This is a genomic window from Aminipila sp. (genome assembly GCF_032051575.1).
Taxonomy (GTDB): Bacteria; Bacillota; Clostridia; order Peptostreptococcales; family Anaerovoracaceae; genus Aminipila.
Map to the genome: position 1 here is coordinate 95947 of NZ_DAMBYD010000005.1, position 26991 is coordinate 122937.

28 protein-coding genes are annotated in these 26991 nt (G+C 32.7%); 9 read left to right on the forward strand and 19 right to left on the reverse strand.

The window, feature by feature from the left end; all coding sequences use genetic code 11:
• Positions 1-20 precede the first annotated feature (20 nt).
• The 7 genes from RTW14_RS08050 to panD all read left to right on the forward strand — a co-directional run bounded on the left by RTW14_RS08050 (position 21) and on the right by panD (position 4904).
• Positions 21-1316, forward strand: a complete 1296-nt coding sequence (locus RTW14_RS08050) for a methionine gamma-lyase family protein (protein WP_312649242.1) — start codon at positions 21-23, stop codon at positions 1314-1316.
• A gap of 16 nt (positions 1317-1332) precedes the next feature.
• Entirely contained in the window at positions 1333-2073 is a 741-nt protein-coding gene (locus RTW14_RS08055; RefSeq protein ID WP_312649244.1) for a TVP38/TMEM64 family protein, read from the forward strand.
• 30 nt (positions 2074-2103) lie between these two features.
• Positions 2104-2526 carry a VOC family protein gene (locus tag RTW14_RS08060; RefSeq protein WP_312649246.1) on the forward strand — a complete coding sequence of 141 codons (423 nt, stop codon included), beginning with the start codon at positions 2104-2106 and terminating at the stop codon, positions 2524-2526.
• 344 nt (positions 2527-2870) lie between these two features.
• Positions 2871-3185, forward strand: coding sequence for a LysM peptidoglycan-binding domain-containing protein (locus RTW14_RS08065; RefSeq protein WP_312649248.1), 315 nt, complete (start codon positions 2871-2873; stop codon positions 3183-3185).
• Positions 3186-3454: 269 nt separating this feature from the next.
• Positions 3455-3658, forward strand: a complete 204-nt coding sequence (locus RTW14_RS08070) for a hypothetical protein (RefSeq protein WP_312649251.1) — start codon at positions 3455-3457, stop codon at positions 3656-3658.
• Between the two features lie 214 nt (positions 3659-3872).
• Positions 3873-4085, forward strand: coding sequence for a cold-shock protein (locus RTW14_RS08075; protein WP_312649253.1), 213 nt, complete (start codon positions 3873-3875; stop codon positions 4083-4085).
• A gap of 414 nt (positions 4086-4499) precedes the next feature.
• Positions 4500-4904: an aspartate 1-decarboxylase gene (panD, locus tag RTW14_RS08080; protein ID WP_312649255.1), complete on the forward strand. Its 405-nt coding sequence runs from the start codon at positions 4500-4502 to the stop codon at positions 4902-4904.
• 113 nt (positions 4905-5017) lie between these two features.
• On the opposite strand, the gene RTW14_RS08085 is transcribed toward panD, so the two are convergent.
• The 11 genes from RTW14_RS08085 to RTW14_RS08135 all read right to left on the reverse strand — a co-directional run bounded on the left by RTW14_RS08085 (position 5018) and on the right by RTW14_RS08135 (position 15971).
• A complete protein-coding gene (locus RTW14_RS08085) occupies positions 5018-5866 on the reverse strand; it encodes a 4Fe-4S binding protein (protein WP_312649845.1) in 849 nt (282 codons plus the stop codon).
• 34 nt (positions 5867-5900) lie between these two features.
• Entirely contained in the window at positions 5901-6056 is a 156-nt protein-coding gene (locus tag RTW14_RS08090) for a CD1871A family CXXC motif-containing protein (protein WP_312649257.1), read from the reverse strand.
• A gap of 15 nt (positions 6057-6071) precedes the next feature.
• Positions 6072-6674 carry a TlpA family protein disulfide reductase gene (locus tag RTW14_RS08095; RefSeq protein WP_312649260.1) on the reverse strand — a complete coding sequence of 201 codons (603 nt, stop codon included), beginning with the start codon at positions 6672-6674 and terminating at the stop codon, positions 6072-6074.
• A 317-nt stretch (positions 6675-6991) separates the two neighbouring features.
• A complete protein-coding gene (locus RTW14_RS08100) occupies positions 6992-8881 on the reverse strand; it encodes a zinc-ribbon domain-containing protein (RefSeq protein WP_312649262.1) in 1890 nt (629 codons plus the stop codon).
• Positions 8882-8899: 18 nt separating this feature from the next.
• Positions 8900-9658, reverse strand: a complete 759-nt coding sequence (locus tag RTW14_RS08105) for a hypothetical protein (protein WP_312649264.1) — start codon at positions 9656-9658, stop codon at positions 8900-8902.
• Positions 9645-11345: a hypothetical protein gene (locus tag RTW14_RS08110; RefSeq protein ID WP_312649266.1), complete on the reverse strand. Its 1701-nt coding sequence runs from the start codon at positions 11343-11345 to the stop codon at positions 9645-9647. Before RTW14_RS08110 ends, RTW14_RS08105 begins: the two co-directional genes overlap by 14 nt.
• Positions 11335-13245, reverse strand: coding sequence for a hypothetical protein (locus RTW14_RS08115; RefSeq protein ID WP_312649268.1), 1911 nt, complete (start codon positions 13243-13245; stop codon positions 11335-11337). Before RTW14_RS08115 ends, RTW14_RS08110 begins: the two co-directional genes overlap by 11 nt.
• The gene (locus RTW14_RS08120) at positions 13242-14561 is read right to left on the reverse strand and encodes a hypothetical protein (protein ID WP_312649271.1); all 1320 of its coding nucleotides are present in this window, start codon (positions 14559-14561) and stop codon (positions 13242-13244) included. Before RTW14_RS08120 ends, RTW14_RS08115 begins: the two co-directional genes overlap by 4 nt.
• 277 nt (positions 14562-14838) lie before the next feature.
• Positions 14839-15117 carry a hypothetical protein gene (locus RTW14_RS08125; protein ID WP_312649273.1) on the reverse strand — a complete coding sequence of 93 codons (279 nt, stop codon included), beginning with the start codon at positions 15115-15117 and terminating at the stop codon, positions 14839-14841.
• Complete coding sequence (locus RTW14_RS08130; protein ID WP_312649275.1) at positions 15107-15667, reverse strand: hypothetical protein; 561 nt, start codon at positions 15665-15667, stop codon at positions 15107-15109. The genes RTW14_RS08125 and RTW14_RS08130 overlap by 11 nt, the downstream gene beginning before the upstream one ends.
• 79 nt (positions 15668-15746) lie before the next feature.
• Positions 15747-15971, reverse strand: a complete 225-nt coding sequence (locus tag RTW14_RS08135; RefSeq protein ID WP_312649278.1) for a PC4/YdbC family ssDNA-binding protein — start codon at positions 15969-15971, stop codon at positions 15747-15749.
• Positions 15972-16107: 136 nt separating this feature from the next.
• Here RTW14_RS08135 and RTW14_RS08140 point away from each other — a divergent pair, with 136 nt between their 5' ends.
• On the forward strand, positions 16108-16356 hold the full coding sequence (locus RTW14_RS08140; RefSeq protein WP_312649280.1) for a helix-turn-helix domain-containing protein: 249 nt from the start codon (positions 16108-16110) through the stop codon (positions 16354-16356).
• 89 nt (positions 16357-16445) lie between these two features.
• A complete protein-coding gene (locus RTW14_RS08145) occupies positions 16446-16688 on the forward strand; it encodes a helix-turn-helix domain-containing protein (protein ID WP_312649282.1) in 243 nt (80 codons plus the stop codon).
• Positions 16689-16693: 5 nt separating this feature from the next.
• Here the strand turns inward: RTW14_RS08145 and RTW14_RS08150 are convergent, their stop codons facing one another.
• The 8 genes from RTW14_RS08150 to RTW14_RS08185 all read right to left on the reverse strand — a co-directional run bounded on the left by RTW14_RS08150 (position 16694) and on the right by RTW14_RS08185 (position 26987).
• Entirely contained in the window at positions 16694-17350 is a 657-nt protein-coding gene (locus RTW14_RS08150) for a hypothetical protein (RefSeq protein ID WP_312649285.1), read from the reverse strand.
• Between the two features lie 17 nt (positions 17351-17367).
• Entirely contained in the window at positions 17368-17922 is a 555-nt protein-coding gene (locus tag RTW14_RS08155) for a hypothetical protein (protein WP_312649287.1), read from the reverse strand.
• A gap of 459 nt (positions 17923-18381) precedes the next feature.
• A complete protein-coding gene (locus RTW14_RS08160) occupies positions 18382-19335 on the reverse strand; it encodes a helix-turn-helix domain-containing protein (RefSeq protein WP_312649289.1) in 954 nt (317 codons plus the stop codon).
• Positions 19336-19688: 353 nt separating this feature from the next.
• Positions 19689-19889, reverse strand: coding sequence for a hypothetical protein (locus tag RTW14_RS08165; RefSeq protein ID WP_312649291.1), 201 nt, complete (start codon positions 19887-19889; stop codon positions 19689-19691).
• Positions 19890-19932: 43 nt separating this feature from the next.
• Positions 19933-21282 (reverse strand): 5-methylcytosine restriction system specificity protein McrC, encoded by a 1350-nt coding sequence (locus tag RTW14_RS08170; protein WP_312649293.1) that lies wholly within the window; start codon positions 21280-21282, stop codon positions 19933-19935.
• Between the two features lie 13 nt (positions 21283-21295).
• Positions 21296-24268 carry an AAA family ATPase gene (locus RTW14_RS08175; RefSeq protein ID WP_312649296.1) on the reverse strand — a complete coding sequence of 991 codons (2973 nt, stop codon included), beginning with the start codon at positions 24266-24268 and terminating at the stop codon, positions 21296-21298.
• Positions 24269-25366 (reverse strand): DNA cytosine methyltransferase, encoded by a 1098-nt coding sequence (locus tag RTW14_RS08180; RefSeq protein ID WP_312649298.1) that lies wholly within the window; start codon positions 25364-25366, stop codon positions 24269-24271.
• 1 nt (position 25367) lies between these two features.
• The gene (locus tag RTW14_RS08185; protein ID WP_312649300.1) at positions 25368-26987 is read right to left on the reverse strand and encodes an Eco57I restriction-modification methylase domain-containing protein; all 1620 of its coding nucleotides are present in this window, start codon (positions 26985-26987) and stop codon (positions 25368-25370) included.
• Positions 26988-26991: the final 4 nt, after the last annotated feature.

Consider the following 26991-nt stretch of genomic DNA (forward strand, 5'->3'; position numbering starts at 1 on the left):
GGGAAAGGTTAAAAAGTTACATGCAGAAAAATACATACGAATTATTAACAAATAAAATGGGCATTGAACCTAAAGTCATGAAAGTTATAGATGAAGCAGAAAAAGCTGTAACAGTTTTATTTGCAGATCTTGATGATATAATGGCCTTTAACCAATATAAAGTTATAGAGGCTTTTCAGAAAAATAAAATCAGCGATATGCACTTTAGCTGGAATACGGGATATGGATATGATGACCCAGGCAGAGAGGCTATTGAAAAGGTTTATTGTGATATTTTTAAGACTGAGGCGGCTTTAGTGAGACCTATTATCGTAAATGGTACTCATGCCCTTACCCTTACATTAACAGGTATTTTAAGACCTGGAGATGAGCTTATTTATTGCACAGGAGCTCCGTATGATACTTTAGAAGAGGTTATTGGTTTAAGAGGAGAAGGTAAAGGCTCATTAAAAGAGTTCGGTATAACTTACAATCAGGTAGAATTAACACCTGAAGGAAATATCGACCTGGAAGCTTTAAAAAAAGCCATTACACCGAAGACAAGAATGGTAACTGTACAGAGAGCTACAGGATATGGATGGAGAAAAGCCATTACTATTCCTGAAATTCAGGAATGGGCTGCATTTGTTCATAGTATTAATCCAAATATTGTCTGCATGGCGGATAATTGTTATGGTGAATTTTTAGATACGAAGGAACCTACTGAAGTAGGCGTTGACATCATTGCAGGCTCGCTAATTAAAAATCCAGGTGGAGGATTGGCCCTTACGGGAGGATATATTACAGGAAGAGCTGATTTAGTTGAAAATATTTCTTATCGAATGACATCTCCAGGAATTGGTGGAGAATGTGGACTGATGTTTGGACAGACAAGAACGATGTTTCAGGGTTTATTCCTTGCGCCTAAAGCTGTAAATGCGGCTGTTAAGGGGGCAATCCTTTGTGCTCAGGTCTTTGACAATTTAGGATATGAGGTATGTCCAAAACCTACAGAAAAAAGAAGTGACATAATTGAAGCGGTTAAACTTTATACGCCAGAAGCTATGTGTGCATTTGCAGAAGGAATACAGGCTGCAGCACCTATCGATTCTCACGTAAAGCCAGTACCATGGGCTATGCCAGGCTATGATAGTGAGGTAATAATGGCTGCAGGGGCATTTGTTCAGGGTTCTTCCATCGAATTAAGTGCAGATGGACCTTTACGAGATCCGTACATTATCTATTTTCAAGGTGGATTAACTTATGAACACTCAAAATTTGGTGTAATTAAAGCGCTTCAATCCCTTTATGATAAAAAATTATTAAAAAACATGTAGCAGGAGAGTGCGATCTATGGAAACTATCGCAGAAAAAAAGAAGAAATCAAGAGTAAGAATTAAGATTATCATTACAATTATAAAACTGGCCCTATTAATTCTTGTAATAGTTGGCATACCATTATATATAATACTTTACCAAAGTGAATTTATAAGCCAGTTTAAAAGCTTAGATGCAGTAAATGCGTATTTACAGAAATATAAAACTGCCAGTGTATTTGTATATATAGGAATTCAAATAATGCAGATTGTTATATGTATTATTCCTGGTCAGGCCATGCAGTTTGCTGCTGGATATGTATACACCTTCTGGTTTGGTTATTTGTATTCCATTATAGGAACCGCTCTTGGTACGATTATTACTTTTTATCTGGCTAGATTTTTAGGTAAAGATGCAATTCATCTTATATTTGATGAAAGGAAAGTTGCAAGGTTTATAGAAAAACTGAATAGTAAACGTGCGTTCATATTAGTATTTGTCATATTTTTGATACCAGGTTTGCCGAAAGATTTATTTACTTATGCGGCAGGTGTATCCGAAATGAAACTGAAGGTATTTCTTATTATTAGTTTAGTTGGGCGAACTCCTGCCATGATGGCTTCTATTATGATTGGAAGCATGTTTAACAAAGGCAGTTACATTGGAATAGGTGTTCTTGCTGTTATTATGACTATTTTATTTATTTGGGGTGCAAGGCATCATGAAAAACTTACGATTCTTATAGATAAAGGGTATGATAAGCTTGTGCATATGTAATATGGGAAAATTAAAATGCAAGGAGGGGTTATGGTACAATCACTGGTACATATTGCTTTAGTTGTTAAGGATTATGACGAAGCAATTGACTTTTATACGAATAAGCTACATTTTACTTTAGTGGAAGATACTTATCAAGAGGAACAGGATAAGCGGTGGGTAGTGGTATCCCCACCGGGTTCATCTGGTACTACTATTTTACTTGCAAGGGCATCAAAAACAGAACAAGAACCGTTTATTGGAAATCAAGCGGGTGGAAGAGTATTTTTGTTTCTGGGAACAGATGATTTCTGGAGAGATTATAACGAAATGAACGATTTGAGCATAGAATTTGTAAGGCCGCCTAAAGAACAGGACTATGGTATAGTTGCGGTTTTTAAAGATTTGTATGGAAATCTGTGGGATCTGGTACAGTTTAATGAAAATCATCCTATGTTTAATCGTGTAAAGTAAAAGATTATTCTACATTAACAGAAAAATTTGAGATATTACATAAGTACGACTAAAAACTCTAATCAAAATATTGATTAGAGTTTTTTATGTTCTTTTTCTTCACATCTTTTCTTCTTTAAATAATCATGAATATTGTTCATACTAGTGAAATACAATGTATAAGTAAACATTGGTATAAGAATAATCAGATGTTTGCAGCAACCACATATGCAGGTAACAAAGTGGGACATTCAGGTCAAATAAACAAAAGAACAAATGTTTATAAAACTGTTGACAAAGAACAAGTATTCGTATATTATAAAAATACGAACAGAAGTTCTTAAAGACTTTAGGAGGAATATGCCATGAAAAATAGGAAAAAATCATATAGAATAAAATCAAAGTTTAGATTTATTACGTCACTTACTGTTATATTTATTGCTTTTGTATTTATGTCATATAATTTTTTTGGTTTAGATAATGCCAGCAGTCTAACTAAAGAGAATCCAATACAAATTGAAATTCAATCCGGTGATTCACTATGGAACATTGCATGTGAATATGGACCTAATTATACAGATGTTAGAAAAATTGTATATGACATTTGCAGCTTGAATGATATTACTGCAGATAGTATTTATCCTGGACAGAAAATACTGATTCCGGATTATTCAAAATAATAAACTTTTTTCCCTTGCTTTATAATTTTATATATGATATAATAAAGACATTGCAGAAGGATGTACTCAATGAGTACTAGATATTTAATTAATAATCAATAAATAAGATATTGTTTTACTCTTGTGATTTTTATTGCGAGAGTTTTTTATTTTTAATGAAAGAAATTTACAAGAGAAATAATAGTTACCATGGGATTGGAATTTCTAAAAGTAAGTATCATTAATATCTGGATTCATTTGGCAATCCGTTTAATAAGGGGGAGATAAAAATGAGAACCGCACTTGATCTATTGAAAGAAATTATCAATTTAGGTTTTGACCAACAAAAAACTCTAATTCGTATGGATAAGATTTTAGATAAAAAGCTAGGTATTGAAAGCCGAAAGCCATTATTAGATGAAAAACTGCCTGATGATATCTATGTGAATATACTTGCTATTTTCACAGAAGAGACAAAAGAAATAACAAATTAATTAATACAATTTCATTAAATCAATTGGAACATTATAGAAGTTTTAATGGAGTAGTATGAAGTATCATGGCAATAGAAATAATAAAGGGAAGGAAGACAATAATGATAGAAGAGAAAATTACTGAGTTTGAACTTACAGAAGAAGTCATTAACGAATGCTTGCAATTTATGTAAGCACGTTTAGAATAATAAATAATATTTTTGGAGGTAATTGAATGAGTACAGGTATTGTAAAATGGTTTAAAGAAGATAAGGGTTTTGGATTTATTGCAGATGATAATGGTGGAGATGACGTTTTTGTTCATTTCTCAGCTATTCTTTCTGATGGATATAAGTCATTAAGTGAAGGACAAAGCGTTAGTTTTGACACAGAAACAGATCCTAAAAATGGTAAGCTTAAAGCAAGTAATGTTACAGTAATAAAATAAATTTGCTGTTAAAAGCCCGAGGTTCAAAAGAACTTCGGGCTTTTACTATTACTGCAGAAATCATAGGAGAATGTGAAAAAATTCTTGATTTTTAATTAAAATCGAGTTATGATAATCCAGTAGATTATACATATGCTGTAGTTTATAGATGCTCACTGTACCGTATGAAGATATGGACAGCAGGGCGAATAAAGAATAACTGCATAGTAGTATTACCAATTAGATAGTCTTGACCCATGTAAAGCAGAAGTGGCAGGAACTAAAAAAATTATTCTATTATATTCGTTGTATTAACTATGCAACTGGATAAATTTATATTTTAGTTTACACAAAGCGCTTGTTTGCTTACGATAATAGAGTTTTCTATTGAGGGTAAATAGGCGCTTTTTATATTCAGTAAAATGGAGGATAATTATGAACATTACAATGCTAAAAGGGAAAATACATCGTGCAACAGTAGTACAGGCAGAACTTGATTATGTAGGAAGTATAACTGTTGATGAAGAACTATTAGAGGCTGCAGGCATCTTAGAATACGAAAAGGTATGTATAGTAGATATAAATAATGGTAATCGTTTTGAAACATACACAATTGCAGGCAAGCGAGGTTCAGGTCTTATTTGCCTTAATGGGGCGGCAGCAAGATGCGTACAGGTTGGTGATAAAATTATTATCATGTCATATGCTCTGATGACACCAGAAGAGGCAAAAGAGAATAAACCTAGTGTATTATTTGTAGATGATCATAATCAGATTGTACAGCAAACAAGTTATGAAAAACATGGACTATTAACTGATATGAGTAATGTGAATATATAAAAAAGGATACTATAAAAATTTTATGTGAACCATATTCAACAAAAAATCCGACTGCTTATGCAGCCGGATTTACTCTACAAAATATACATTTTGAGCTGTCATCATAGCACTTATTATTTAATCTCCTTTTTAGTCTCATTAATAGATTTTTTGTCAAAGTATTTATACTCAATTGCATTTGTAGGGCATATACTCTTACAAAGGCCACAGCGAATACATTCTAAATCATTAGAGTTCTTAACAGGATCGACATTCATTTTGCATGCATTTGAACAAGCATGGCAGTTAATGCATTTTTCTGTGTTAACATGATATTTATAAACAGATATTGGATTAAATAGGGAATAGATTGCTCCAAGTGGACAAATATATTTGCAAAATGGTCGATATATTATAAGTGAACCAATTATGGTAATAACAAGCAATAGATTCTTCCAAGCATATAACCAACCTACAGTTTCCTGAAGAGCCTTATTTGCTAAAACAAGTGGAAGACCTCCCTCTAATGTGCCAGCTGGACATATTAGTTTACAGAAATATGGAGTACCTTGTCCAATTATATCTACTAAAAAAAGTGGCATTAATATAACAAATACAACAAGTATTACATATTTAAGATACCGTAAAAGCCTATCTCCATTAAAAGTCTTTATTTTTTTATAAAAAGGTATTTTGTATAATAATTCTTGTATTAACCCGAAAGGACACAACCAGCCACATGCAAAACGCCCCATTACAGCACCTATAAAGATCATGAATCCTGCAATATAAAAAGAAAATTTAAATTCATAACTTCCAATAACTGCTTGTAATGAGCCAATAGGGCAGGAGGCTATAGCACCTGGGCAAGAATAACAGTTTAGTCCTGGAACGCAAACATTTTTTAATTTTCCTTGATAAATCTTACCTTGAACAAAACCTATAATAAAGCTATTTGTTACAAGTGCCCAAAAAATTTGCATGGTATGCCTGAAATTATCATTATTGTTTAACTTTCTATCCAATTCCAATACACTCCAAACATATATTAATTGCCTTCTCAAACATAACAGGAGTTTCACCACGATACACTCCAAAAGCAATAGAGAAAAGACTGATAGCAATAACAAATATAGTAAAAAGATTTAAATGCTTCATTTTTTGTATCTGCATAGAAAATCCTTTCTGCTATTTTTTTAGCTTTGCAAGTTCATCTTCAATAATTTTAATCCATTCTTCTTTCGTGTGAGAACCAAGATAAGTTTTGCCTACAATATTACCATCTTTATCTACAAAAAATGATTCAGGTACAGAATCAACACCTTTTAGTCGACCAGCCCTTAAGACATCATCTGGCAAAACCATTGTGTATTCTGCTTTTGTAGATTCAATGATTTTATTTAGTTTATCAAGCTTACTTTTGTCAATTGTACCATTCTCATTTACATCAAGTACCATACCGATAATGTTAACTTTTTTATCTGCCATTTCTTTGTCAACGGCATTTAGCTCTGGGATTTCTTTTATACAAGGTGAACACCAAGTTGTAAATAGATTTACAAGGGTTAGGTCATAATCTGCAAAAATGTCTTTAGTGATTTCTTTTCCATTAACATCTTGTGCTTTAAAATCACCAAGTTGTGTTTTTGTAGCAACGGGTTGAACTGTTTCTTGGGCTCCAAATGTGTTATCTTTGTTCTTGTCTAAAGTAATTCCTGTATTAGGCTGAGAACATCCGATCATAAATATAGTGAGGGTAGTAACCAATAATAGTAAAAAAATTTTTTTCATTTTATTTAACTCCTTAATTTATAAATAATTTTTGCCATATCAATAGTATTTGTTAAAAATAAGGCTTTAAACAGAATATAATTAGTAATATATGGTTACATAGGCATAACTATTCCGAAAATGAATATTTTAGGAATAGTTGCAAACGTACTAAAAGACACCCTTCTTAGTACATTTTCTTACATCACGCATAACTGAAAAATTTTTTTGGCAATAATTTAGTACTTTTTTGAATTGATATTCATTTTAATTCTCTAGAATAATTTTTTTAAAATAAAAAACCTGCTCAATTGTGGAGCAGATTTTGTAAATATTTTTTAGTTTCTATGCTTTACCCTCATTCGCCCTTTACATATAGTACAAGAATTTCTGTTACGTAAATAATCTTTTACTCGTTTATTTATTGGGTATGAGTAAGCGTTATTACATATTGGACAAATCCACCAGACCCTTAATTTTGATGATGGTAATTCATATCTAGGGTTTGTCAATAAGGTATTATTTTGAAACTTCCATTCTCTATTTATAAGTTCTGTATATAAAGTAAAAATTGAATTTGCTCGTGCCTCACAATAGACACACCTACTTCCCTCTATACGTTCTTGAATTGTTGCTTTAAAAATTTTCTCACATTTGTTACAATACCAATTAAAACGGATGTATGAGTATGAAGTTGGAACAATATTATCTGTATCAAATTTGACCAATTCGTCTTTAATAAGCTGGGATTCAATTTCGGGATATAAAGCCTTAAACGATGTTTTGCCTGGAATAGCAAGCCTTCCACTACAATATGGACAATCACTACCTTCAATTTGTTTTGAAATCGTTGCTTGGAAACTATTTCCACACTCAATACAATGCCAATTAAAATACCTCGATGAATAGTCAGTTGGCAAAATGGAATCTGTATCAAAGTTAACCAATTCGTCTTTAATAAGCTGGGATTCAATCTCAGGATATAAAGCTCTGAACGATGTTTTGCCTGGAATAGCAAGCCTTCCACTACAATATGGACAATCACTACCTTCAATTTGTTTTGAAATCGTTGCTTGGAAACTATTTCCACACTCAATACAATGCCAATTAAAATACCTCGATGAATAGTCAGTTGGCAAAATGGAATCTGTATCAAAGTTAACCAATTCGTCTTTGATAAGCTGGGATTCAATCTTAGGATATAAAGCTTTCAACGATGTTTTACCTCTTATAGCATACTTTCCGCTACAGTACGGACATGAAGCCTTTTTGTGGAACCGATTGTATGGGCTTGCATTAAACGAATTCTCACATTCTTCACATGTCCAAAATATAGGCGTTGTCATATCAGGGGGTAAATAATCTTTATTAAAACGAGCCTCCCTATATAACCTTTCCGAATATTGCAGTGTAACACCACACCGGCAAAATTCGCATTCTTTATAAACTTCGTTTTCTGTTGAATTACTGTAAATAACACCACACTCGGAGCATTTAAAATGCGCCCATTCGTTAGGACTAACAAAAAGCTGCTCAGGGGGCTTACCATTTAATGAAGGAACCCATTTCCTTGAAATCTCTGGAAACTTGCCTGCCAAAGAATCTTCAAAAAATGGTAATCTGCCATTGCAATAAGGACAAGCATATTTCTCGGTTCTAATTTTTCTATCAAAAGAGGCTTTATAAATCCCTCCACATTTTCTACACTTCCATTCAAACTCATAATTACAATAATCATTAGGGAAAATTTTATCTGCAGAAGCAATATTATTTGTAGTCCATTCTTCTGCGAGTATTGGGTACATTTCTTTAAGTGTACTGTAGGGACTCTCATAGTTATCTGAATAAGTACTAAAATCATATGTATCTAAGTTTTCTCTTTTCCAGTAAATTGCATATGTTCTTGTATTATATAGAAATGATTCAAGAATAAATCTATTACCTGTGTAATGAAGTCTCTGCTCAATTAGCTTTGGTATAAGCCTTAATTTATTATTTAAACATATGATACATCCTGGATCTGATTTTGTATTAGCCCTATACGAAATGGTAGAAATCCATTTGTGCTTACCTGTTGGACATTGCCATACGCCTAAGTATTGAGTAAGTTCACTAGGAAGAGTCTCTTTTTTATAAGAACTATATCCATAAATAGGCATAAATTCAATTAGTTCTTCATATGCAGTTGGATTAGTGTCTTTTAATAATTCTTCTTTTTCACTAGTCATTTACTTTTGTTTCTCCTTTTAGATATTATCTAAAACATCACATAGAGCAACTATTCTATCCTTTGGAGTATCTTTTTCTTCTTTATTCTCCTGACAATCCGTGATAAAAGGTATTATTGAATCGAAGTCATTCATTATATTTTTCTTGCCTTCCTCACTAATAATTTTAGGATTGTATTTAATCAATCCACTTTCAGCAAGTAGTTCATTTGCAATCTCTGGGTAAATATGAGTATTGATAATGTTAAGTAATGTCTTGATTCTCTTATCCTGATCCATACATTTATTCCTTGCATTTTCAAGTGTTTGCGATACTGTCTCAATGTTTTGCCGTAGTTCAGTATTATTTGCGATAATTTTCGATTTTTCTTTTTTAAGCTCTGTGATTTCTGCTACAAGTTTTTTGTTATTTTCTAATATTGAACTAGCATCTATATGAATTTTTTCGTAAAATGAATCTAAAGTTACTAAAGCACTTTTTAGTAAAGAGTTAGTATTATTTACTTTAATAAATTCATCAATATCTAGCCTTTTAAAATATAGATTATTAGGAATGTGATCTAATTCAGGAAGTATTTTTAATTTTATAATACAATCCTTGAATGTTTTGCTTTTCTTTAGGTCATAATCTTCAATCTGAATGCCATATAGTTCGGTTAAATATAACGCTATAGACCTATACTTGAGCATTCTAACATTACCATTACATACTTCTATAAAATATTTCTTTGTTCCCTCTACCAGCTGAATATCATCTATTTTTTTAGGCCTTGCCATCTAATTTTTCCCTTCTTTCCTTTTCAAATTTTTCAAAAAGATACAATTCATAATCATGTCTATCAGATTTAAAACGAAGCAATGCTTCTCTAATATCTTCATTCATCCCTTTTCCTTGTCTTACGAGTTTCACTATTTTCTGGAGATATTCCAAATCAGTATCAATTTTATTTTTATAGATATCAGTATTAGTGAAAAAATATCCAAATCCTCCTTGCCTATAAAATCTGCAACTTGGACAATAACCAATCTCACCATTTTCCCCTGAAGCTGCAATACAATCTGTCATATCTCCTTCCGCCAATGCTTTTGAATAACAACGAGCATCATTTTCAAGTTTAATAAATGTTTCTACGTTTGATGGAATATAGCAGTTTTTCCCAAGGATATAATTTATATCTTCCTGTTTCATTGCCATAAATTTTGCATAGGTCCTACATTCTACATAAGTTGACATATTAGAATAGTAATGGGCACTCATATCAACACTTTCATGACCCGCCATTTGCATGACTATTTCTGGAGAACAGCCTTCTGCAATAGCATTGATCATTGAAATATGGCGTGTTTCACCGAGGTTAATAAACTGTATGTTATCGTTATCAAAACTATAGTCTAACTCCCCCTTTGATAAAGAAACTTTTAGCCCATAGTTTTCTTGTAATATTTCATAATAGAAAATACGAAGCACGCAGCTTAGGTTTACATAAGTATAAAATCTGTTAACTCTTGACTTTTTCATATTAAATTTTGCAAAATGTGGCTCAGCTCTAAAAAGCGTATGAAGCTCATTATCCGGGTATTTTTCAGTCATTTTAATATACATTTCTATTTCATCTGCAAGGGATTCGCTAATTGGAAACTGAACCTTGATATAATCTTTTTCAATATTATAATTTACTTTCCGATTACTACCTTTTAGATTACTTTTTCGAAGAATCAACATAGATGTTCCGTTTTCACGAGTAAGGCAGTTACGTGGAGTCAAAATAAATTCTCTCGGTCTTGTTGGAATAATACCTGTAATTTTCCACCAGAGATAAACGGGATAATAAAAGAGTCTCTCATCTTCGCTAATAGTTTGCTTCCAATACTTGTCCAATAAATATCCAAACTTAAAATAACTCATAAAGTCTGATAGTTCTCTCCTATTTTGGATCGTATTATAACTGATTTTAGATTCAGCATATAAAATTAGAGAAGCTACAATCTGTTCTTTCGCATTTTCATTTTCCATTGGAAGTGTTTCAAAAAAAGTTTCGGATACATTTGGAAATGTAATACTGATATTTATTTCATCAAGCATAAATATAGAAACTGCACATATTTTCTTTATATCATTGACAAAACTAGCCAATGTGTTTAAAACATAATCTCCTATACAGAAAATAACAAAAGCCTTCAAACATTCAGTAAATCTTTCATGAGTCATACCAGTTTCTTTTTTGTAATGTAGGTTATATGAATCCTTGTTGATATCAAAATAGATTCCTTGATTATTATATTCGTCGTACATTTGCCAGGTTTCATCGTCAAATAAACTATTTTTTATAATTCCTTGATCTTTGTACTCTTTGAATTTTATTTTTGATTCTTCTATAAAACTGTCATCAAATTCAGACTTCGTTTTTAAAACCTCAAACATGGTCCAGCTATTTACTACAGATATATTTTTTTTAAGACTCAAGATTCAAGACCCCCTTGACTATTTGCTCAAACTCTTCAACACTATCATTACCTACTTTTTTTTCCATATATATAAGCATCTCTTTTATTACAGGAGTTATAACTTGCCTGATAATCGTTGAATATTTATTTTTCAATATTTCATTTTCAGCTTCTTTGTAGAGATTGAGGTTTCTTTGGTATTCATAGACAAGTGTATACATTGCACCTTTAGTTAATATTTCATACTTACATCCAATACATTGCTTTCTGCTGGTATATGGGCAATCTTTACCAAATGCAGTCATTAAGCACATTACATCTGTTTCTTTTGATACTGCAGTCCCAAGAGAGATATTATTGAGAATTCTATTTGCGCTATCTTGTTTTTCTTTCTGTGACCCTTGTAGGAGCTCAGAAACAATTAAAGACGCATTTTTAAGCGCAGCTTCATAAGTCAAAACGGAACTTTCTATTTCATAAGGAGTAAGGCTAAATGTTTGAATTGCTTTTGATTGTTCCTTCATTGATAATTGGCTGTAATCTCTACCATATAAAGTTTCTAATAGTTCTGATACGACAAATGAACATACCCCTCTTTCAGTTAGTTCTTTTATTATAAACTCCATTGTATGTCCAGTTGCAGCTCTATCTTTTAGGTAGGTGGCGGTCATACTTGCAAACTCCTCATAGGATGCCTTATGGGAACGTGCAAAGGCAGCAAACATATATCCGATAGGATGTTCTTTAATTGTTTGGTTTCCACTGAGGTCTGAGTCGATATACTGCTGTGACAGTTGCATATATGCCTTATTAAAGCTTTGGGCACTATAGTCATTATCCCAAAAGATTTCCGCAATATCATCTCCAAGATACTTTTCGAATTCTTCATATGTAGTTATTGGATATATGTAATATTGCTTTTTCTTGTTTTCTTTAAGAAGATAATGTGCTTCAGCAGCTAAAAATAGGTATCCAAAATGTACTTTAATACTTTCCGGAATAAACAGTTTGACATATGGAATTCCAGAGTGCCGTGATGTCTTATTTGGCTTAGGTTGAAGAATTTCAATTTCACGCAGAATTTTCTCCACTGCTACAATAGCATCAGTATCTTTTATTGTCCTATTTTTTATTGAATCCAACACATTTTGAGGTGCATCCATTAGTTTTGGGTGCCTAATCCTTTTTAGATCCTCATCTCTTAGGGCACAAATCATATGCAGGGATAGGAATAGTAATGCAACTGCTGACTTAGGATTATCTGCAATTAATGTATAGAAATCGTTTTCTTCAATAGACTGTGGTGAGAATAATACATAATACAAGCGTAAACATGTTTCAAAATTATAAGCGTATTTTGTATTTCTACCTTCGTTTCTATTAATATTAGGTAAACTTACTTCCTCATACTTTGTAATTCGTTTGTTTTTAAGCCAGTTTAAATATTCAGTAAAGGTCCGACCTACTGCTATTGCCATTTCAGATGAAAACTGATCAAGAATTTGTTCTAATTTATCCATTTTGTGAATTTCTTCAGACATATAAGTTATAAGGAAATCAGTAATCTGAATTATATGTTTTAAATTTGGTTTACTTTCTTTAATAAACTCTCTCATTGTTTCCGAAGTATCAGGATATTTTTCACCTAATTTACATAGAAGGTATTCTAGCATTTCCTCATCCGATAAACTTATTCTTTCAAGAAATGAAACGATAGATTTTTTATAAAGTGAAATAAATTCTGTAGGTATTTTTATTATGTCTTTATTTTCAGTGTGCAGAACAACTGGATTTGTCTCAAACCAATTATTATCTTCAAGATATGTTATAAAGTCTGATACTCCATAATTTTTTGATTTAGTCTCTTTCTGCACTTCTTCCCAAAAATTAATTATATCTATCAATGAACTGTTAATCATAGTTGATCCTTTCTTCTAATTGAAAATTCAAGCATTGCATCAAATAAATCATTATTAATTTCTTTAAATTTATATGATAATTCGCTTTTATTTTGTAAATAAGTAATTGCACTTTCTGGATTTTTATCCCCGCGCCAGTATTTTAGCGTTGCTGCACTTTCACCCAGTATAGTAAGTCTTACTGAGAACCAATGCCTAAAAATATGTGGACTTATGTGATGCTCTAGCAACAGATGCCCAAACTCTTGTATCTGCTCATTTTCACTGTTAAACATAAGGGGTTGCATTTCCGCAATCATAGTATTAAATATCTGCCTATAAGAGTTATAGGTCATTGCTTTGCCCCATCTATTTATAGATAATGGACAATATTCCTTTTCATACTTTTTGTCTGCAATGTATTCAAGATAAATTTTGTAACACTGCATGAAAGGTGTAATGAATTTAGAGTAAACTTTCTGCATCCTCTCCTTTTTTATGCACCCAACAGATTTAAGGTCACTTCTTAATACCATTTCACTCCTGAGATCAATACTTATACTATTAACTCTGTTGTTTAATTTTGAAATAATTATTCCGCTTCCTAATGGACTTATTTCTTGCCTCACATTACAAGCCTCTGCTGGCCTCATACCTGTGAATGCACTTAGTGCAATTAGCATTAAAATTTCTTTATAATATGTCATTGAATACGATAAAATCATTTGAAAAACTGAATCAGGCATATCTCTAAGAATTTCTTTTGATACTCCAGAATAGATTATTTCAAATTTGGGTATCTTATAAGTTTTTCGAATCCCTCGTTTGGTTATATATGTAGCATCTTCAATAATGTCCCCTAGTCTAAGTTTGCATCTTAGACTATGAGTTTTAATATACTCAGCAAGAAAAGACATTACTGATTCACAGCACCTATCCACTGTAATTTTTGTTCTTCCATAACCGTTTTCATCAAGGGAACCGTAATCATAGAAAAAATCTTGAATAGATTGATAAGTAAAATCACAGATTTTATCAATACCATATTTCGAATAGTTTCTTATGAGTATATAATTTAGAAATTGCGAAACAAAAATAAAACGATTATTCCCATCATCAGAAATAGATTTCGCAGCATTTTTACGTCTTGAGTGGATGTATTTATGAAGTTTTGTAAAACAGACAATATCGTTATTTTCATCTTTAATAACGACAAAATTACGCTGGATAAGTCTGTTATCACCCACAACAAGTTTGTGATGATAAACAGCGAAATGGTAATAGCTTCCGATTGCGGGTTTAATTTTACTTATATTAGGTGTACTTATATTCTGCAAGAGAAACTCCTTTCATAAAAATGAATTATATAATGTAATAATTATTTTGTTATGTCCAAAAAATAAAATAAGGACATCTAGATGTCCTTATTTCTTATATTTTAAACTTAAAATTAAATTTTTTAGATGTGTCACCACTTAAATATCTTATCTTGTTCATTTTTTTCTCCCAAATAATAAAATTTTATTATAAAATATCACTTTTTAAAATATTTTGCAACACAATTTTTAAATGAGACCCAAGTAAACTATTAAATTATTCTATATATGTATTGTTCTATATATATTCGCGTCTTCCATCGGGCCACTCTAAGTAGGCTTTCTTTAAAATCATATCATACCTAGCAACTGGCAATCCCTTATCCCATTTTTCTTTAATTGAGGCTTTAACTGATTCACGAAAAAGTCTAGTCATATCTTGATCTGCTATTCCACACATAGAATCATAATCATTTTCCATGATATTATTTATTATTAAAGATCTTTTATAACGTTTTTTACTGTTTATTTTCCTATACATATTATCCCATCTATTCATCTGCCTATTATCGTACACGTCGCACTCTTAAATCTTTAAACATTATAATCTTACGCACGATTTTATTGCTGTCTGGATTATGCCATTCTCGAGGTCTACTTAAACCATAATTTTCAATTAGTGCAGTATATCTCATATCAAGTGCCGTATCTTTTGACCACATCATATAACCATCAACCTTAATACAAAATAATATAAGATCCTGCTTTACTCCCAGCCTTGATCCAGAAGTAATTACTTTAACAAATTCAACATTTTTACTATGAAGAAGTTCTTCTTTAGTGATTTTTCTTCTGTATAATGCATAAAGAGAATCTAAATCAAATACTTGAACCACAAATCTTATCCGTTTCGGATCATAATATCGCACCATCCTACACGACACAGATGCATGATGAAATTCTGATGGTTTGATATATCCTTTTTGACATAACCAATTAAAGAAAACTTTTGGGTATGTAAAACCATTCTTTAATAGCATTTCTTTTGTAATACTCGATAAAGGGAGTAAACCTTTACTATGTGCAATAGCAGCATTTACACTCATAGATTTCCCTAAGTATGGCATCGTCCAATTCCTCTTGTCAACAAAGAAAATGCGTAACAATAAATCTAAACTTTAAAGACATTATTACGCATATCATTAATCAATAATCTTCTGTTCTATCATACAGTTCGTTAATTGCCTCTTTTAGATTGTGCATTTCTTGATCAGAAAGAGTTATTCCTCTATTAAAGTACATATGATCTGGAGTCCATTCCCTTATGTCAAATCTGTCATGCTTATTATACCAACGAACTATATTTAGTTCTTTTATCCACATCCTATTTTTGCCTAAAACACTAATATTCCTTATTATTCTAAATTCCATATAGCCTCCAACTTCTCTGCATAATTAGTATGAAAATATAATATCATATTTATTATTTCTCACTCGTCGAAATATCGTCGAATTTCGCCAAGAGAATGTTATATGATATCGTCATAAAACTATCGGAGGAGATTTTATGGACGATGGCATTTATAAGGCAACAATTGAGCGTATAACAGAATTATTAGTTAAAAAGGATCTAACCGTTTCTAGATTATCTTACTTAAGTGGTGTATCCGAATCGACAATTAAAAGTATATTAAATGGCCAAAGTAAAAACCCTGGCATTGTTACTTTAAAAAAGATTTGCGATGGACTTGAAATAACTGTGGGTGAATTCTTTAAATCCCCACAATTCGAAAAATTAGAACAAGAAATAAAATAGACATTATAAAAAAAATATTACAAAGTTAGTGAGTTATCACTAACTTTTTTTTGTTAGCTTTTATATCCTATAACAAAGGGAGATGTAGTATGAGGATATATGAAGCAACTGTCAAAAGAATAAATAATCTCATGACCGAGCAAGGTTTAACTCAGAATGGACTTGCATATAAAAGTGGGATTCCACAAGCAACCATTAAGAGCATCCTTAATGGCGAAAGTAAAAATCCCGGCATTGTTACTTTGAAAAAAATATGTGACGGTCTAGAAATCTCAATTAACACGTTTTTTGATTCAGACGACTTTAAAACCCTAGAGCAAGAATTGTTATAAAGGTTCTAACCTAATTCTTCGATCAATTCAAAGATATGCTTACTTTTTCCTAAAAGATCATCTTCTTTTTCAGTTAGGGGGTCTAGCCAATCTGCTTTTGCACGAGCCCAACTGAGCCATTCGAAAAGTCTCTTCTTTTTCTCAGGGTCTTCAATACTGTTTATTTCTATTTCCATACGTTCCGTAAACCTTCGTATCTTTTCAGCCTTATCCCAATCCAATACAACTTGTTCAAGAAGCTTTATTTCTTCTAATTCTCCTTTTCTCATTTTTTCAAGTTGCCTTAGTCGTTCTCGTTCCTGCCATTCTCTTTTTTGTTCTCGCTCTTTTAATTCATCAATGGCGAGATGCTTATTTGCCGCAACAAACATATCATAAATAACTTTTCCCACTTGGTTTTCCAGCGGTTCATTACCATTATCTTTATAATTCATAATGTGTTGCCCACCATCAGTAAACCAACTCTTTGTTGAGATTGATAATATGAGAATATTCTGCAGCTCAGGTGAACTGGAGTTTATACTCTTTTTTATTGGTTCTTCTTTAAACTCAAAATAATAAACTGAATGCATGACGACAAAGTAGGCTTTGTCTGTGCCTGATTCATTACTTACTCTAACATACCCTTCCATTTCATTAAGAGTTCTAATAATTGCATCCAAAATTCTATAAACTCTATTTATACTAGTTTCGAAACATTTATTGGTATAATAGCCTTATTATCTCTGTATTTGCTTTTAACATTCGAATAATATCCTGGACTCATATTAGACCGTTTTAATATCTTGTCTCGTTTTCGTCTATAAATAACCTCTTCCTTATGTTCTTCAATTATATGGTGTGGATTTCTAAGCTGACATTTTACCTGGATATTAGAACAGGTTTCATTTATTAACACCTTTGTTTCTTCCCTAAATAGATGAAATTCCTCATCCGCCCTTAGTTCTTCATCGGACATTTGTCTAATATCTGTTCTTATTTTTATTGCATAATTACGAATATGTTTTTTTAACTCTCCAGTTACCTTAGGTAAAGCAGGTTTTGGCACCTTTTGTCCTGAATTTATTTTTGCCCAATAACCACTAGGAGGGAGAGGAATTCCTAGCCTTTTACAATGCTTGCGCAGACCGTTGTCTGATATTCCATAGCGTTTAGCTACTGTAATAACAGGATCCGTCCATATTTCGTTATATAAAGCTTCTCGATCATCTTGCGTTATAAACTTTAAATCCAACAGAATTCACCTCCACTTAAGATGCTGTATTAGTGCAAATATCATTCTATCTGTTATTTCCCAATATATGCTTTTAAAAAAGGCACCCATAAAACGATACTTTATCTTATGTGGATGCACTACTAAAATGTCCTATGCACTTCTTACAAATTTATTCCGTTCAAAATAGATCTCAACTTGAGTAGTTCTTCTTTAGAAGAGTAATCCCCTTGCCCATCTTTTCATGGGCTGAATTCCACTCACTCAAGTCATACTTTGGCTCTTTGTCGGTTCAATTTACTAGATTAAGCTCCGGATTTTGCAGCCTCTACTTGATATAGACATCCTCCAGGGTATTCGATCTATCTTGTCCTTTTTCATCTTAATCTCCAAATTAATCTTATCTCCATCGATAATAACATCAAAAACACGAGGTAGATTAGGATTGCCACTATGCAAAATTTCGAACAGCTTTTTTTATCATTCTGGCCGTCCTCCCTTCACATAGCTTGTAATTATCTGATGTACTTTGGGCGAGAGTTTTGCATCATACTCTGCACTCTCAATTAAGTCATATAGTTTCTCAGCACCATTCTGTAATGATTTAAAAGGATCATCACTTGTATAAAATACTTTCTCCCAACACCAAAGTCCTTCATCTTGCCAGACAAATATGAAATCATACCCACCAAATTCTCCGTTTCCATCATTCTTATATGGAACAATTACTAAATCCTTTTTTTCTTCGAAGGATTCAAGATATACAATATCCTTTGCAAGCAACCATTTATATCCTTGGTTCAAATGATTTGGATGATAAACAGCAGTTTCATCTGCGTCCTCTGTTACAAGTCCCATTTGCTTATAACGATCATTCAAAACTGTCATAAGGCCACCATCATATTCCCATGCAAAGAAATTATCTTTTGTATCCTGATACAAGCGATTAAGAAATTTTTCAAGGAGATCAGTATTGGTATGTGAAACCCACATTTGTGTTTCTGTCAAAGTTTTAATATCTGTACCGAAGAGAAGTGCAATCTTCCATACGATATCTACACTCATTTTCTTTTTTGAATTTTCTTTGATTGTTCGTGAAATATACCCTGTACTTATTCCAAGCATTTCCTCAAGTTCTCCAATACGCACTCCGTTCTTTTTACAAAGGAATGCAATATTAGAAGCAAGTATAGTACTGTCGAATTCTCCCAGCGAATCGATATACTCTTGTATGTTATCAGTTTGTTCTTGTAAAAGGCTCTCATATTCACTTGAATCTTCATCATGTATTAACCCATTAATGTGTGTTTCTAATGCCGACTTTACCTCTAATGCATGGACAAGTTCCTCTGCATTTTCAGGCGCTACTATCCTATATTCTGTTCCATAAAGGTCAAATCGATCTTGCATATATTCATCATATTGATGAGACATAGTACCCCTCCTAACGTTAATTGTACCATCATTATAATATTTGAACTATTAAATGTCAATAGTTCAAATATATATTTTTAACTTGAATTAAAAAACCCTCACCATATTATGTGATGAGAGTTATGACTGGACAATGACATGTCCATTTTTTACTATAAATTATTTTAAATTTTTTACTCCATATGGTGAAAGGTAATCTCCAATCACCCATATCGGTTCTGGATATTTTATAAACAAAGCCTTCTTTAAATGAGTGATTTGCCACCATACAGAATCCCCCTCTTTCTAATTTAGTTGAAGCCGTTCTATCAACATTTGTTTCATTGATAAAGGATCCTGTCTCCGTAATCTTCTTACTCGTCATCATCCGTAGGCGAAGTATCATCTTCCACTACAACCTTATATTTTTTACGAAGTCCTGAACGTGTTTTTGATACAAATGCATGAAATTGTCTTTCGTTCTTTAGACCTAATATCTCCGTGCATCTCGAAGCATTACCAAATGCAATAATCTCTTCGGTATTTTCATTATATACAGTATAATACTTTCCCAATGTAAGCCTCCAATCATCACGTTATAATGATATAATCAAAAATCTACAACAATGCTTTATATATTTCAGCAGCATTGTTGTCATTTCCCATAATCAATTCGTAATATTGAACTGGTTTTGCACTTAGAGGAAGTGCTTCACTATTTGTACTTTCCATCTTTTTGAGTTTTGTTATTTCTCCTGGAAAAATAAATCCGCACTTTTGTACCCCTGTTAACAATACATAAGATAGCAATTGATGACTGTCGGATCTCAATGGTCGATTATCTGGCTTATATTTTGCATCGATAACCATAGAAGGCTTTCCTGTATTAACATTACAGATAATAATATCTGGAATGCAATATGACATTAAATGAATTCCTTTTTCTGAATCTTCTGTTTTGGCTACTCCATTTTGCAAAAACAGTTTTTGCGAGTATTTCTCTAGGCAATACTCATCAGCAGGTAATATTTCTTTCAGAATTGTTCTTGTATAGAACTCAAATAATGTTTCCATATTTATCACATATGGAATAGTGTACACGCTTTTCTTTGCTGTACTTCCATCATTTTTAATATAATTATACAGCTTTTGTCCCAAGATTGCTCTTGATTGTTGAATGACAGGTTTGTAGTATGAATACAACCCACTTACAGCAACGGCATTAAAATCACTATTTGTTATCCTAGTACTACTAACGTGCCGAAGTATGTTTTGACAAAATCCAACTCTGTTACTTATTGATGCAATATCCTGAAATCTCTGTTTAAGCGTAGCTTTGCATTTTTGTAATGCAGCTTTAATTATTTTGTTTTCAATATTATCCTCTGTAAAATCAACATATTTACAATAGAATTTGTCACTTCTTCCACGCGCCGTATTATGTTTCATATTTTTAGAAACATCAATTTTTCCTCGAAGTTTGGCTGTGTAGTTTTCGTTCTTGTATATAAGCGATTTCTTGAGTCCTTTTTTGCATAGAGAATAACAAGCATTTAAAAAACTCAAAGCATATAGGATTTCTGCATCAGAATTACTATCTTGTTCCAATTGAATAACTGGTTGATCATAGAAAATCCGAAACAAAAATTTATTTGCTTTGTCTAATTCTTCTGTGTATGCATCATATTCATCGTCTTTCAGAACTTTTTCTAGCATTTTCCATGGGTCCATTCCATATGTAGATGAAACCATTAAAATATGCTCCTTGCCATTGTCTTGAATAGGAAGTCCATCAATGTCGAAAACACGTCCTACGCCAATCATTCCACTAGTCCAAAGACCATTGTTATATTGATGAATACCAAAATTATCCTCTGGCCTTTGTAAATTAATTTTCCCCCAGAAGCTCTCGTTCTCATTAATCTGAGTCCAGTCTTTTAAACTGTGGGGTATTATTCCTTTTGCCATAGTCCCTCGATTCTCAATATTTGAATTCTTTTCTTAAGTCATCAATAAACTTTCCAATGTATGAATTATCTATAGTTACATTTGACTTGTTGAGATTTCCAAACTCTTTCACGTACAGCATTAAATTCTCACTCAACATTTCAATTTGTTCGTCCCCAGTCGCAGCCCCTTTGATTTCAGATACCGTGTGTTCACTTGGAGTAAGATTTTCCATTACATCCAAAATTCCATCCTTAACATATTCTCGAAGAATAGGTACTACTTGGAATACGAAATGTTCAATAATAGCATCATCATATCCGCCTTTTCGATCCCTGAGAAAATATGTGTGTCCTATTTTAACATCGCTTTTTTGATATTCTGTATTGAAAAAACGCTCATCATCAAATATTTGCTGAACTGCATCAAACAATATCAACTCGATGGAATTCTCATCTGTTTTCCCAGATGCATTTTGATAGCATCCAATAACAATATCACGATTTGCGGGGCTATCAACAAACATAAACCTTCTACGGATTGCATAATCAATAGCATCTATTGATTTATCAGCGGTATTCATCGTACCAATAATGAATAAGTTCTTACCAATAATAATATCCTTTGTTACTTTTCCAGATACTTTTTCTTCAACTTCATAAGGCGTAGAAACTCTGCTATTTCTATATTCCAAGCCATAGATTAATTCTCCAAAAACAGTCGCTAGATTAGCACGATTAATTTCATCAACAATCAAATAAAATTTTGGAGGTGTACTCGTTCCAGCACTATCAGCCGCAGCTTTAGAAAACTCAGCTATTCTTCCAAGGATTCGATTGACACTAGAATAACTCGGGGTTGAAGAACCCTTTGGTATCTTAACCTCAATTCCTCTTATAAAATCCTCATATCCATAAGAAGGATGAAACTGAACCAAATCCCATCCTCCCGACTTTAGTTTTGAGGATTTTGAAGGGTCTGAATAGTCATCATCTCCAAGCTTATATGCTTCGAGGTCTTTTGATATATCTTCCTGTGACACAAACGTCTTACTCAGTGCACTTGCACCTGGATTAAGCTGATTCAGAACAAATCGTTTGCTTTCAAATGTTTTTGATGTCCCCGGAGGACCTTGGAAAATCATCTGACGAATACCGATGTTCTCCATGATTTTCTGGTAATCTTTCAAATCTACCATTTTTAACACTCCTTTAATCTCGATTTTTATTGTTGGCACGGCAGCGATATTAAACAAATTCTCGTATGCGCTACTATCAAACGATGTTTTTCCACTAACTAGGTCTAAAAAAGGTTGTTCGGCAACTTCAACAATGTCATCCACACTGTTCCATAGCAGTTTTAGATTCGATATCTTTTCGCCAAAATACTTTAGTCTTGGATTGTCTCCTGTCGGTTTTCCCGGCGCTTTTCCTTTAAGTACTTGTTTTACATAATTCAAATACTTTTCTTCCAATATAATCAATTGATATAGTTCATGGTATTTTGGATCAGTTCCCATAACCAAACCTATATTTGTTTTATATACTTCAAAATATTTAGCCAAAAGAATGTGTACAGCACTCATGATGTTAACAGTATTATGTTGTACGCCAAGTTCAGCAGAATCCGGATTATATCCATGATTACGAAAACCACTCAAAGGAATATATTCGGCATCTAGGCGTCCATCACTATAGGATAAAATATACTCTTCCGTATCATTCTCTGCCTGCCACCTCCCGGTAGCTGCGACATCTAAAGTATAGTATGCATGAGTTCCAGATATTTTCCCACCCTTAACAGTTTCATACATAAAACGATTAGCTTTATGTTTTTCAACCATATATGATGCTTTAATGACTGGTGTATGCAAACTTTCTATGTACGCTAGGTTGGTGTTCATTAACAATGACCCCATCAGCACATCATATGGTAATACTTTATTTAGAATCAACGCATCTATGATGCATTCCATCATTCCACGGAAATCAGCACATCCCGATTTTACAATTGTTCCTTGATAATAATTACGTGATTCAGTTAATGAAAATCCTTTTACTGTTTTACCATTTTTTACAAGTTTCTTTGAAATGGAAGAAATAGTACACAGTCCTAATATACCGATATTAACACTTGAGAGAATTCTGCTTAAAAAAGCATCTGGGTTTACTGTAAGGATTCCTCTGGAATTCAAATCTCTCAAATAAGGTGCTACTTGAAACAGGATTTTTTGTCTTACATTATCCAAAATGAAATGGGTGTTTCCTACTCTTTCTACAAGATACATCCCATGTCCTGGGACATAATTATCTGAATTAATCCCCGTGTCTTTACTTGTATAACTTGTTACAAAATCCTTTACCCTATCGTATATGTCTAAAATCAGTTTAAATCCATTAGAATCAACGGCTCCGCTGTAATACTTTCGTATTTCGTTTCTACTGGATCGTAGTTCCTTTATATATGTCATCCTTCTTCTCACTGCTAAGTCTAAACCATTTTCTGTATCTAACGGGTTTTCAGTAAAAATCAAAATAACATTATCCGAAATACACAAAACCTTGCCATCAGATAATTCTATCTTCTGGTTTCGATATTCCATAGCATATAACACATTTCCAAGTAGTCGGCTTGCATCTGTTCTATTGATATCGTCAAGAATAATACAATATTTATTTTTGTTTCCACTTGCACGAGTACAAAGCTGCATAATCCTTTTTTCTGCGTAAGATATATCTAGTCCATTAGCTGCTTTTATCTGCATTCCATAAACTATATCATCATAATCCATAGACGGATGAACTTGAATAAATTCACAGTGTATACCATCGTCAATAAAAGTATTGATCACACTAATATCGGAATAAATATCTTGTTCAAAAGCATCTTGTACTGTAAGTCCTTTTACACAAAGATAATAAGCTATTGCACGAGCAAAAAAGGTTTTTCCAGTTCCAGGACAACCTCTTATTAAAATATTATCCGTAACAGTCACCTCCTTAAACAATTAGGATTTTTCTAGTATCTTTTCTATAAGTCTCGCCAGAAAATATGAAATTTTTGGTGGTACAGCATTTCCTATTTGACGGCTAATTTCTCTCTTTGCTCCATAAAACACAAAATCATCCGGGAAACTTTGTATCCTTGCAGCTTCCCTTGGACTTAGAGTTCTATTCTCCACAGGGTGCGTAAATCTCCCTCCGGCTGGTGTGTCAAACCTAGTAGTAATCGTTGGCGCAGCCTCATCCCAACACAACCTACCATATGCTCCACTATGAACAGAATTAATTGTTTCATGCAATTGCGTATAATTTTGACCATTTCCAATCTGTTGCATTCTTTCAATTACTTTAGCTGAATGATTAGATTGTGTATGGTTGGTTATTATACTCTTGTTGCCACTTAAATATCGTTGATAAGATGTCATAGATGATGGAGATTCTATAAGTCCATCATGTGTTACTTTTGGCAAATTTCCAATTGCATCCCAAACTGTAACAGGTGAAAAATAATCAGAGTATTCCTTTTGGATTTCTTGTTTTGTATCTTCCCACAACGTATCAAAATCAATATCTGAAATTAATGTACCAATTATTATTAAACGTTCTCGTTTCTGTGGAATCCCAAAATCCAGTGCTTTTATGACTTTATAATATAAATGATACGGATTTCCTTCCATCGTTTCTGCATCTGAAAACGTACCAAGAATTTCTTTGAATATCTTCCCATTCTGCATGGTTTTCATTCCTTTAACATTTTCCATAACGAATACTTTTGGGCGAACTTCTTTTACAACATTATAATAATGCTTAAAGAGATAATTCCGAGGGTCATCAATAAAACCTTGTCTAATTCTTGCCCCTGCCATCGAAAATCCCTGGCAAGGTGGCCCCCCAATAATAATATCTGCATCTCCATTTTTGAAAACGCCTGTAGTATCTATATTTCTTATATCATCAACTATCACTTCAACTTCTGGATGATTTAACTTATAGGTGTTTGCAATGGGTTGATCAAATTCAACGGCTTTTTTTATTATATAGCCGGCCTTCATAAATCCGAGTGACAATCCACCACACCCACAAAATAAATCTATTGCATTCATCTCAATCAGTACCTCCACTGGTTCTATATTTAAAGGCAAACCCTTTAACATAGGCACTTTCTTCATCAGACAAGTCAAAAGCTGTATTGACTAAATCATCTATCTCATGAATTTCAGAAAGACACATCTTATGTTTGTATTCATACTCCGTCTGACGTGTTCCAACATACACTTTTGTTTCTTCAAGCTTGTCCCTTAATTTTTGTGCCAATTCCGTAAATATTTCATGATTTGAAATTTTGGGGGCCTTAAATCCATTCAGTTCTTTACTCACGTGCCAACAGTCAGACACGCAAATCCAATACCACCAGAACAATGAAGAGTTTATCAAGCAATAGCAGTAATCAGCTTCTCCTGTAGTATTGTAGTTAAAGACCTTATATTCTGGATCATCAACAAACGTTCTAAATGCTTTCATCCAAAAAGTCTCTCTTCTATTTAAGTAAACCGATTCTGTGCCTTGCCTAGACATCTCATATACAGAATCATTCTTTTTGGATGTCGAAATTTTCTTAAATATCGTTCGGTCATATTCGTTTCCAAGTTTCGGTATAAAACTATCCGTCCAAAAAGGATTCTTTATAACCTGAACATCATGGAACAGTTTTTTTCTTTCCTCTTTATACCAATAATGATAATTGCTAGTGTATACTGTTCTTTCACTTTTTTTGTTTTTTCCAATTAGAACACATAGTTTCTGATGGACCGAGTCAAATAAGCAATCTGGGCGGTCTGCATAGCTTAAAATATACTGTTCTGGTAGCGTTGCAAACAAATCACTTCTAATTCTTTGCATTCTAGGGGTGGAAATATACGATAATGGAATAACAAATCCCATACTTCCGTTTGTTTCTAATCTATCCGATGCATTCTTCAAAACGTTTGCATATATATTTCCGTATTTCACATTAGGGATTATTCCGCTTTTTGAATCTTCAACATATGGTGGATTCCCAATGATAATATGAAACTGTTCTTTCATTTCCGGGCTATCCGTAACAAAATCATATGTTGTAAAGTTGCTGTTTAAAACCTCTGCTATTTCTTCATAACTTTTTATTTTGCATCTATTAATAGCACAAAGAAATAACCTCAGTTCTGTAATGATTACTGATTCAAGATTAATATCGTTCCCTTTAATAGAAGCAATGATATCCCGAGTAGCCTTTGATGTTAGTTCAGTATGTTCACGCCATAAGGTAAGCTTAACATTTGTTGCTGCCAATAAAAACTCGCCAGCTCCACACGTCGGATCGAAAATTGTTTTTTGTTTACAAAATGATTTGTATGGTATTTCTCCTAAATCAGGACATGATATATTCTCTGGATTCAATTTCCCATATAATGACTTTATACAGTTTTTCAGAATAAAGTTTACCAAATCAAGCGGTGTGTAATACACACCTTTTTTCTTTCTAATTGACTCTTTTTCATTAAGTTTAGAAAGCATATCCTGAATACCATCGTATGAATAAGCCTTCTGGTCTTCTATGGCTTCAAAATTAAAATTAGGTTCACGAGCAATAACTCTCATTGCTTCACAAAGTTTTACAAGTTCATCATCATTATAATTAGCATTCAGATATGTAAATGCCAGATTGAGCGCATTTTTCGTCATCATTTTC

Bases quoted from the DNA above. Each gene is read 5' to 3' on its own strand.
- RTW14_RS08180 (WP_312649298.1), bottom strand. From the start codon at position 25,366: ATGAATGCAATAGATTTATTTTGTGGGTGTGGTGGATTGTCACTCGGA.
- RTW14_RS08075 (WP_312649253.1), top strand. From the start codon at position 3,873: ATGAGTACAGGTATTGTAAAATGGTTTAAAGAAGATAAGGGTTTTGGA.
- RTW14_RS08090 (WP_312649257.1), bottom strand. From the start codon at position 6,056: ATGCAGATACAAAAAATGAAGCATTTAAATCTTTTTACTATATTTGTT.
- RTW14_RS08065 (WP_312649248.1), top strand. From the start codon at position 2,871: ATGAAAAATAGGAAAAAATCATATAGAATAAAATCAAAGTTTAGATTT.
- RTW14_RS08085 (WP_312649845.1), bottom strand. From the start codon at position 5,866: ATGCAAATTTTTTGGGCACTTGTAACAAATAGCTTTATTATAGGTTTT.
- RTW14_RS08105 (WP_312649264.1), bottom strand. From the start codon at position 9,658: ATGGCAAGGCCTAAAAAAATAGATGATATTCAGCTGGTAGAGGGAACA.
- RTW14_RS08100 (WP_312649262.1), bottom strand. From the start codon at position 8,881: ATGACTAGTGAAAAAGAAGAATTATTAAAAGACACTAATCCAACTGCA.
- RTW14_RS08095 (WP_312649260.1), bottom strand. From the start codon at position 6,674: ATGAAAAAAATTTTTTTACTATTATTGGTTACTACCCTCACTATATTT.
- RTW14_RS08140 (WP_312649280.1), top strand. From the start codon at position 16,108: ATGGACGATGGCATTTATAAGGCAACAATTGAGCGTATAACAGAATTA.
- RTW14_RS08185 (WP_312649300.1), bottom strand. From the start codon at position 26,987: ATGATGACGAAAAATGCGCTCAATCTGGCATTTACATATCTGAATGCT.
- RTW14_RS08050 (WP_312649242.1), top strand. From the start codon at position 21: ATGCAGAAAAATACATACGAATTATTAACAAATAAAATGGGCATTGAA.
- RTW14_RS08130 (WP_312649275.1), bottom strand. From the start codon at position 15,667: ATGCCATACTTAGGGAAATCTATGAGTGTAAATGCTGCTATTGCACAT.
- RTW14_RS08115 (WP_312649268.1), bottom strand. From the start codon at position 13,245: ATGATTAACAGTTCATTGATAGATATAATTAATTTTTGGGAAGAAGTG.
- RTW14_RS08060 (WP_312649246.1), top strand. From the start codon at position 2,104: ATGGTACAATCACTGGTACATATTGCTTTAGTTGTTAAGGATTATGAC.
- RTW14_RS08055 (WP_312649244.1), top strand. From the start codon at position 1,333: ATGGAAACTATCGCAGAAAAAAAGAAGAAATCAAGAGTAAGAATTAAG.
- RTW14_RS08070 (WP_312649251.1), top strand. From the start codon at position 3,455: ATGAGAACCGCACTTGATCTATTGAAAGAAATTATCAATTTAGGTTTT.
- panD (WP_312649255.1), top strand. From the start codon at position 4,500: ATGAACATTACAATGCTAAAAGGGAAAATACATCGTGCAACAGTAGTA.
- RTW14_RS08170 (WP_312649293.1), bottom strand. From the start codon at position 21,282: ATGGCAAAAGGAATAATACCCCACAGTTTAAAAGACTGGACTCAGATT.
- RTW14_RS08145 (WP_312649282.1), top strand. From the start codon at position 16,446: ATGAGGATATATGAAGCAACTGTCAAAAGAATAAATAATCTCATGACC.
- RTW14_RS08160 (WP_312649289.1), bottom strand. From the start codon at position 19,335: ATGTCTCATCAATATGATGAATATATGCAAGATCGATTTGACCTTTAT.
- RTW14_RS08135 (WP_312649278.1), bottom strand. From the start codon at position 15,971: ATGGAATTTAGAATAATAAGGAATATTAGTGTTTTAGGCAAAAATAGG.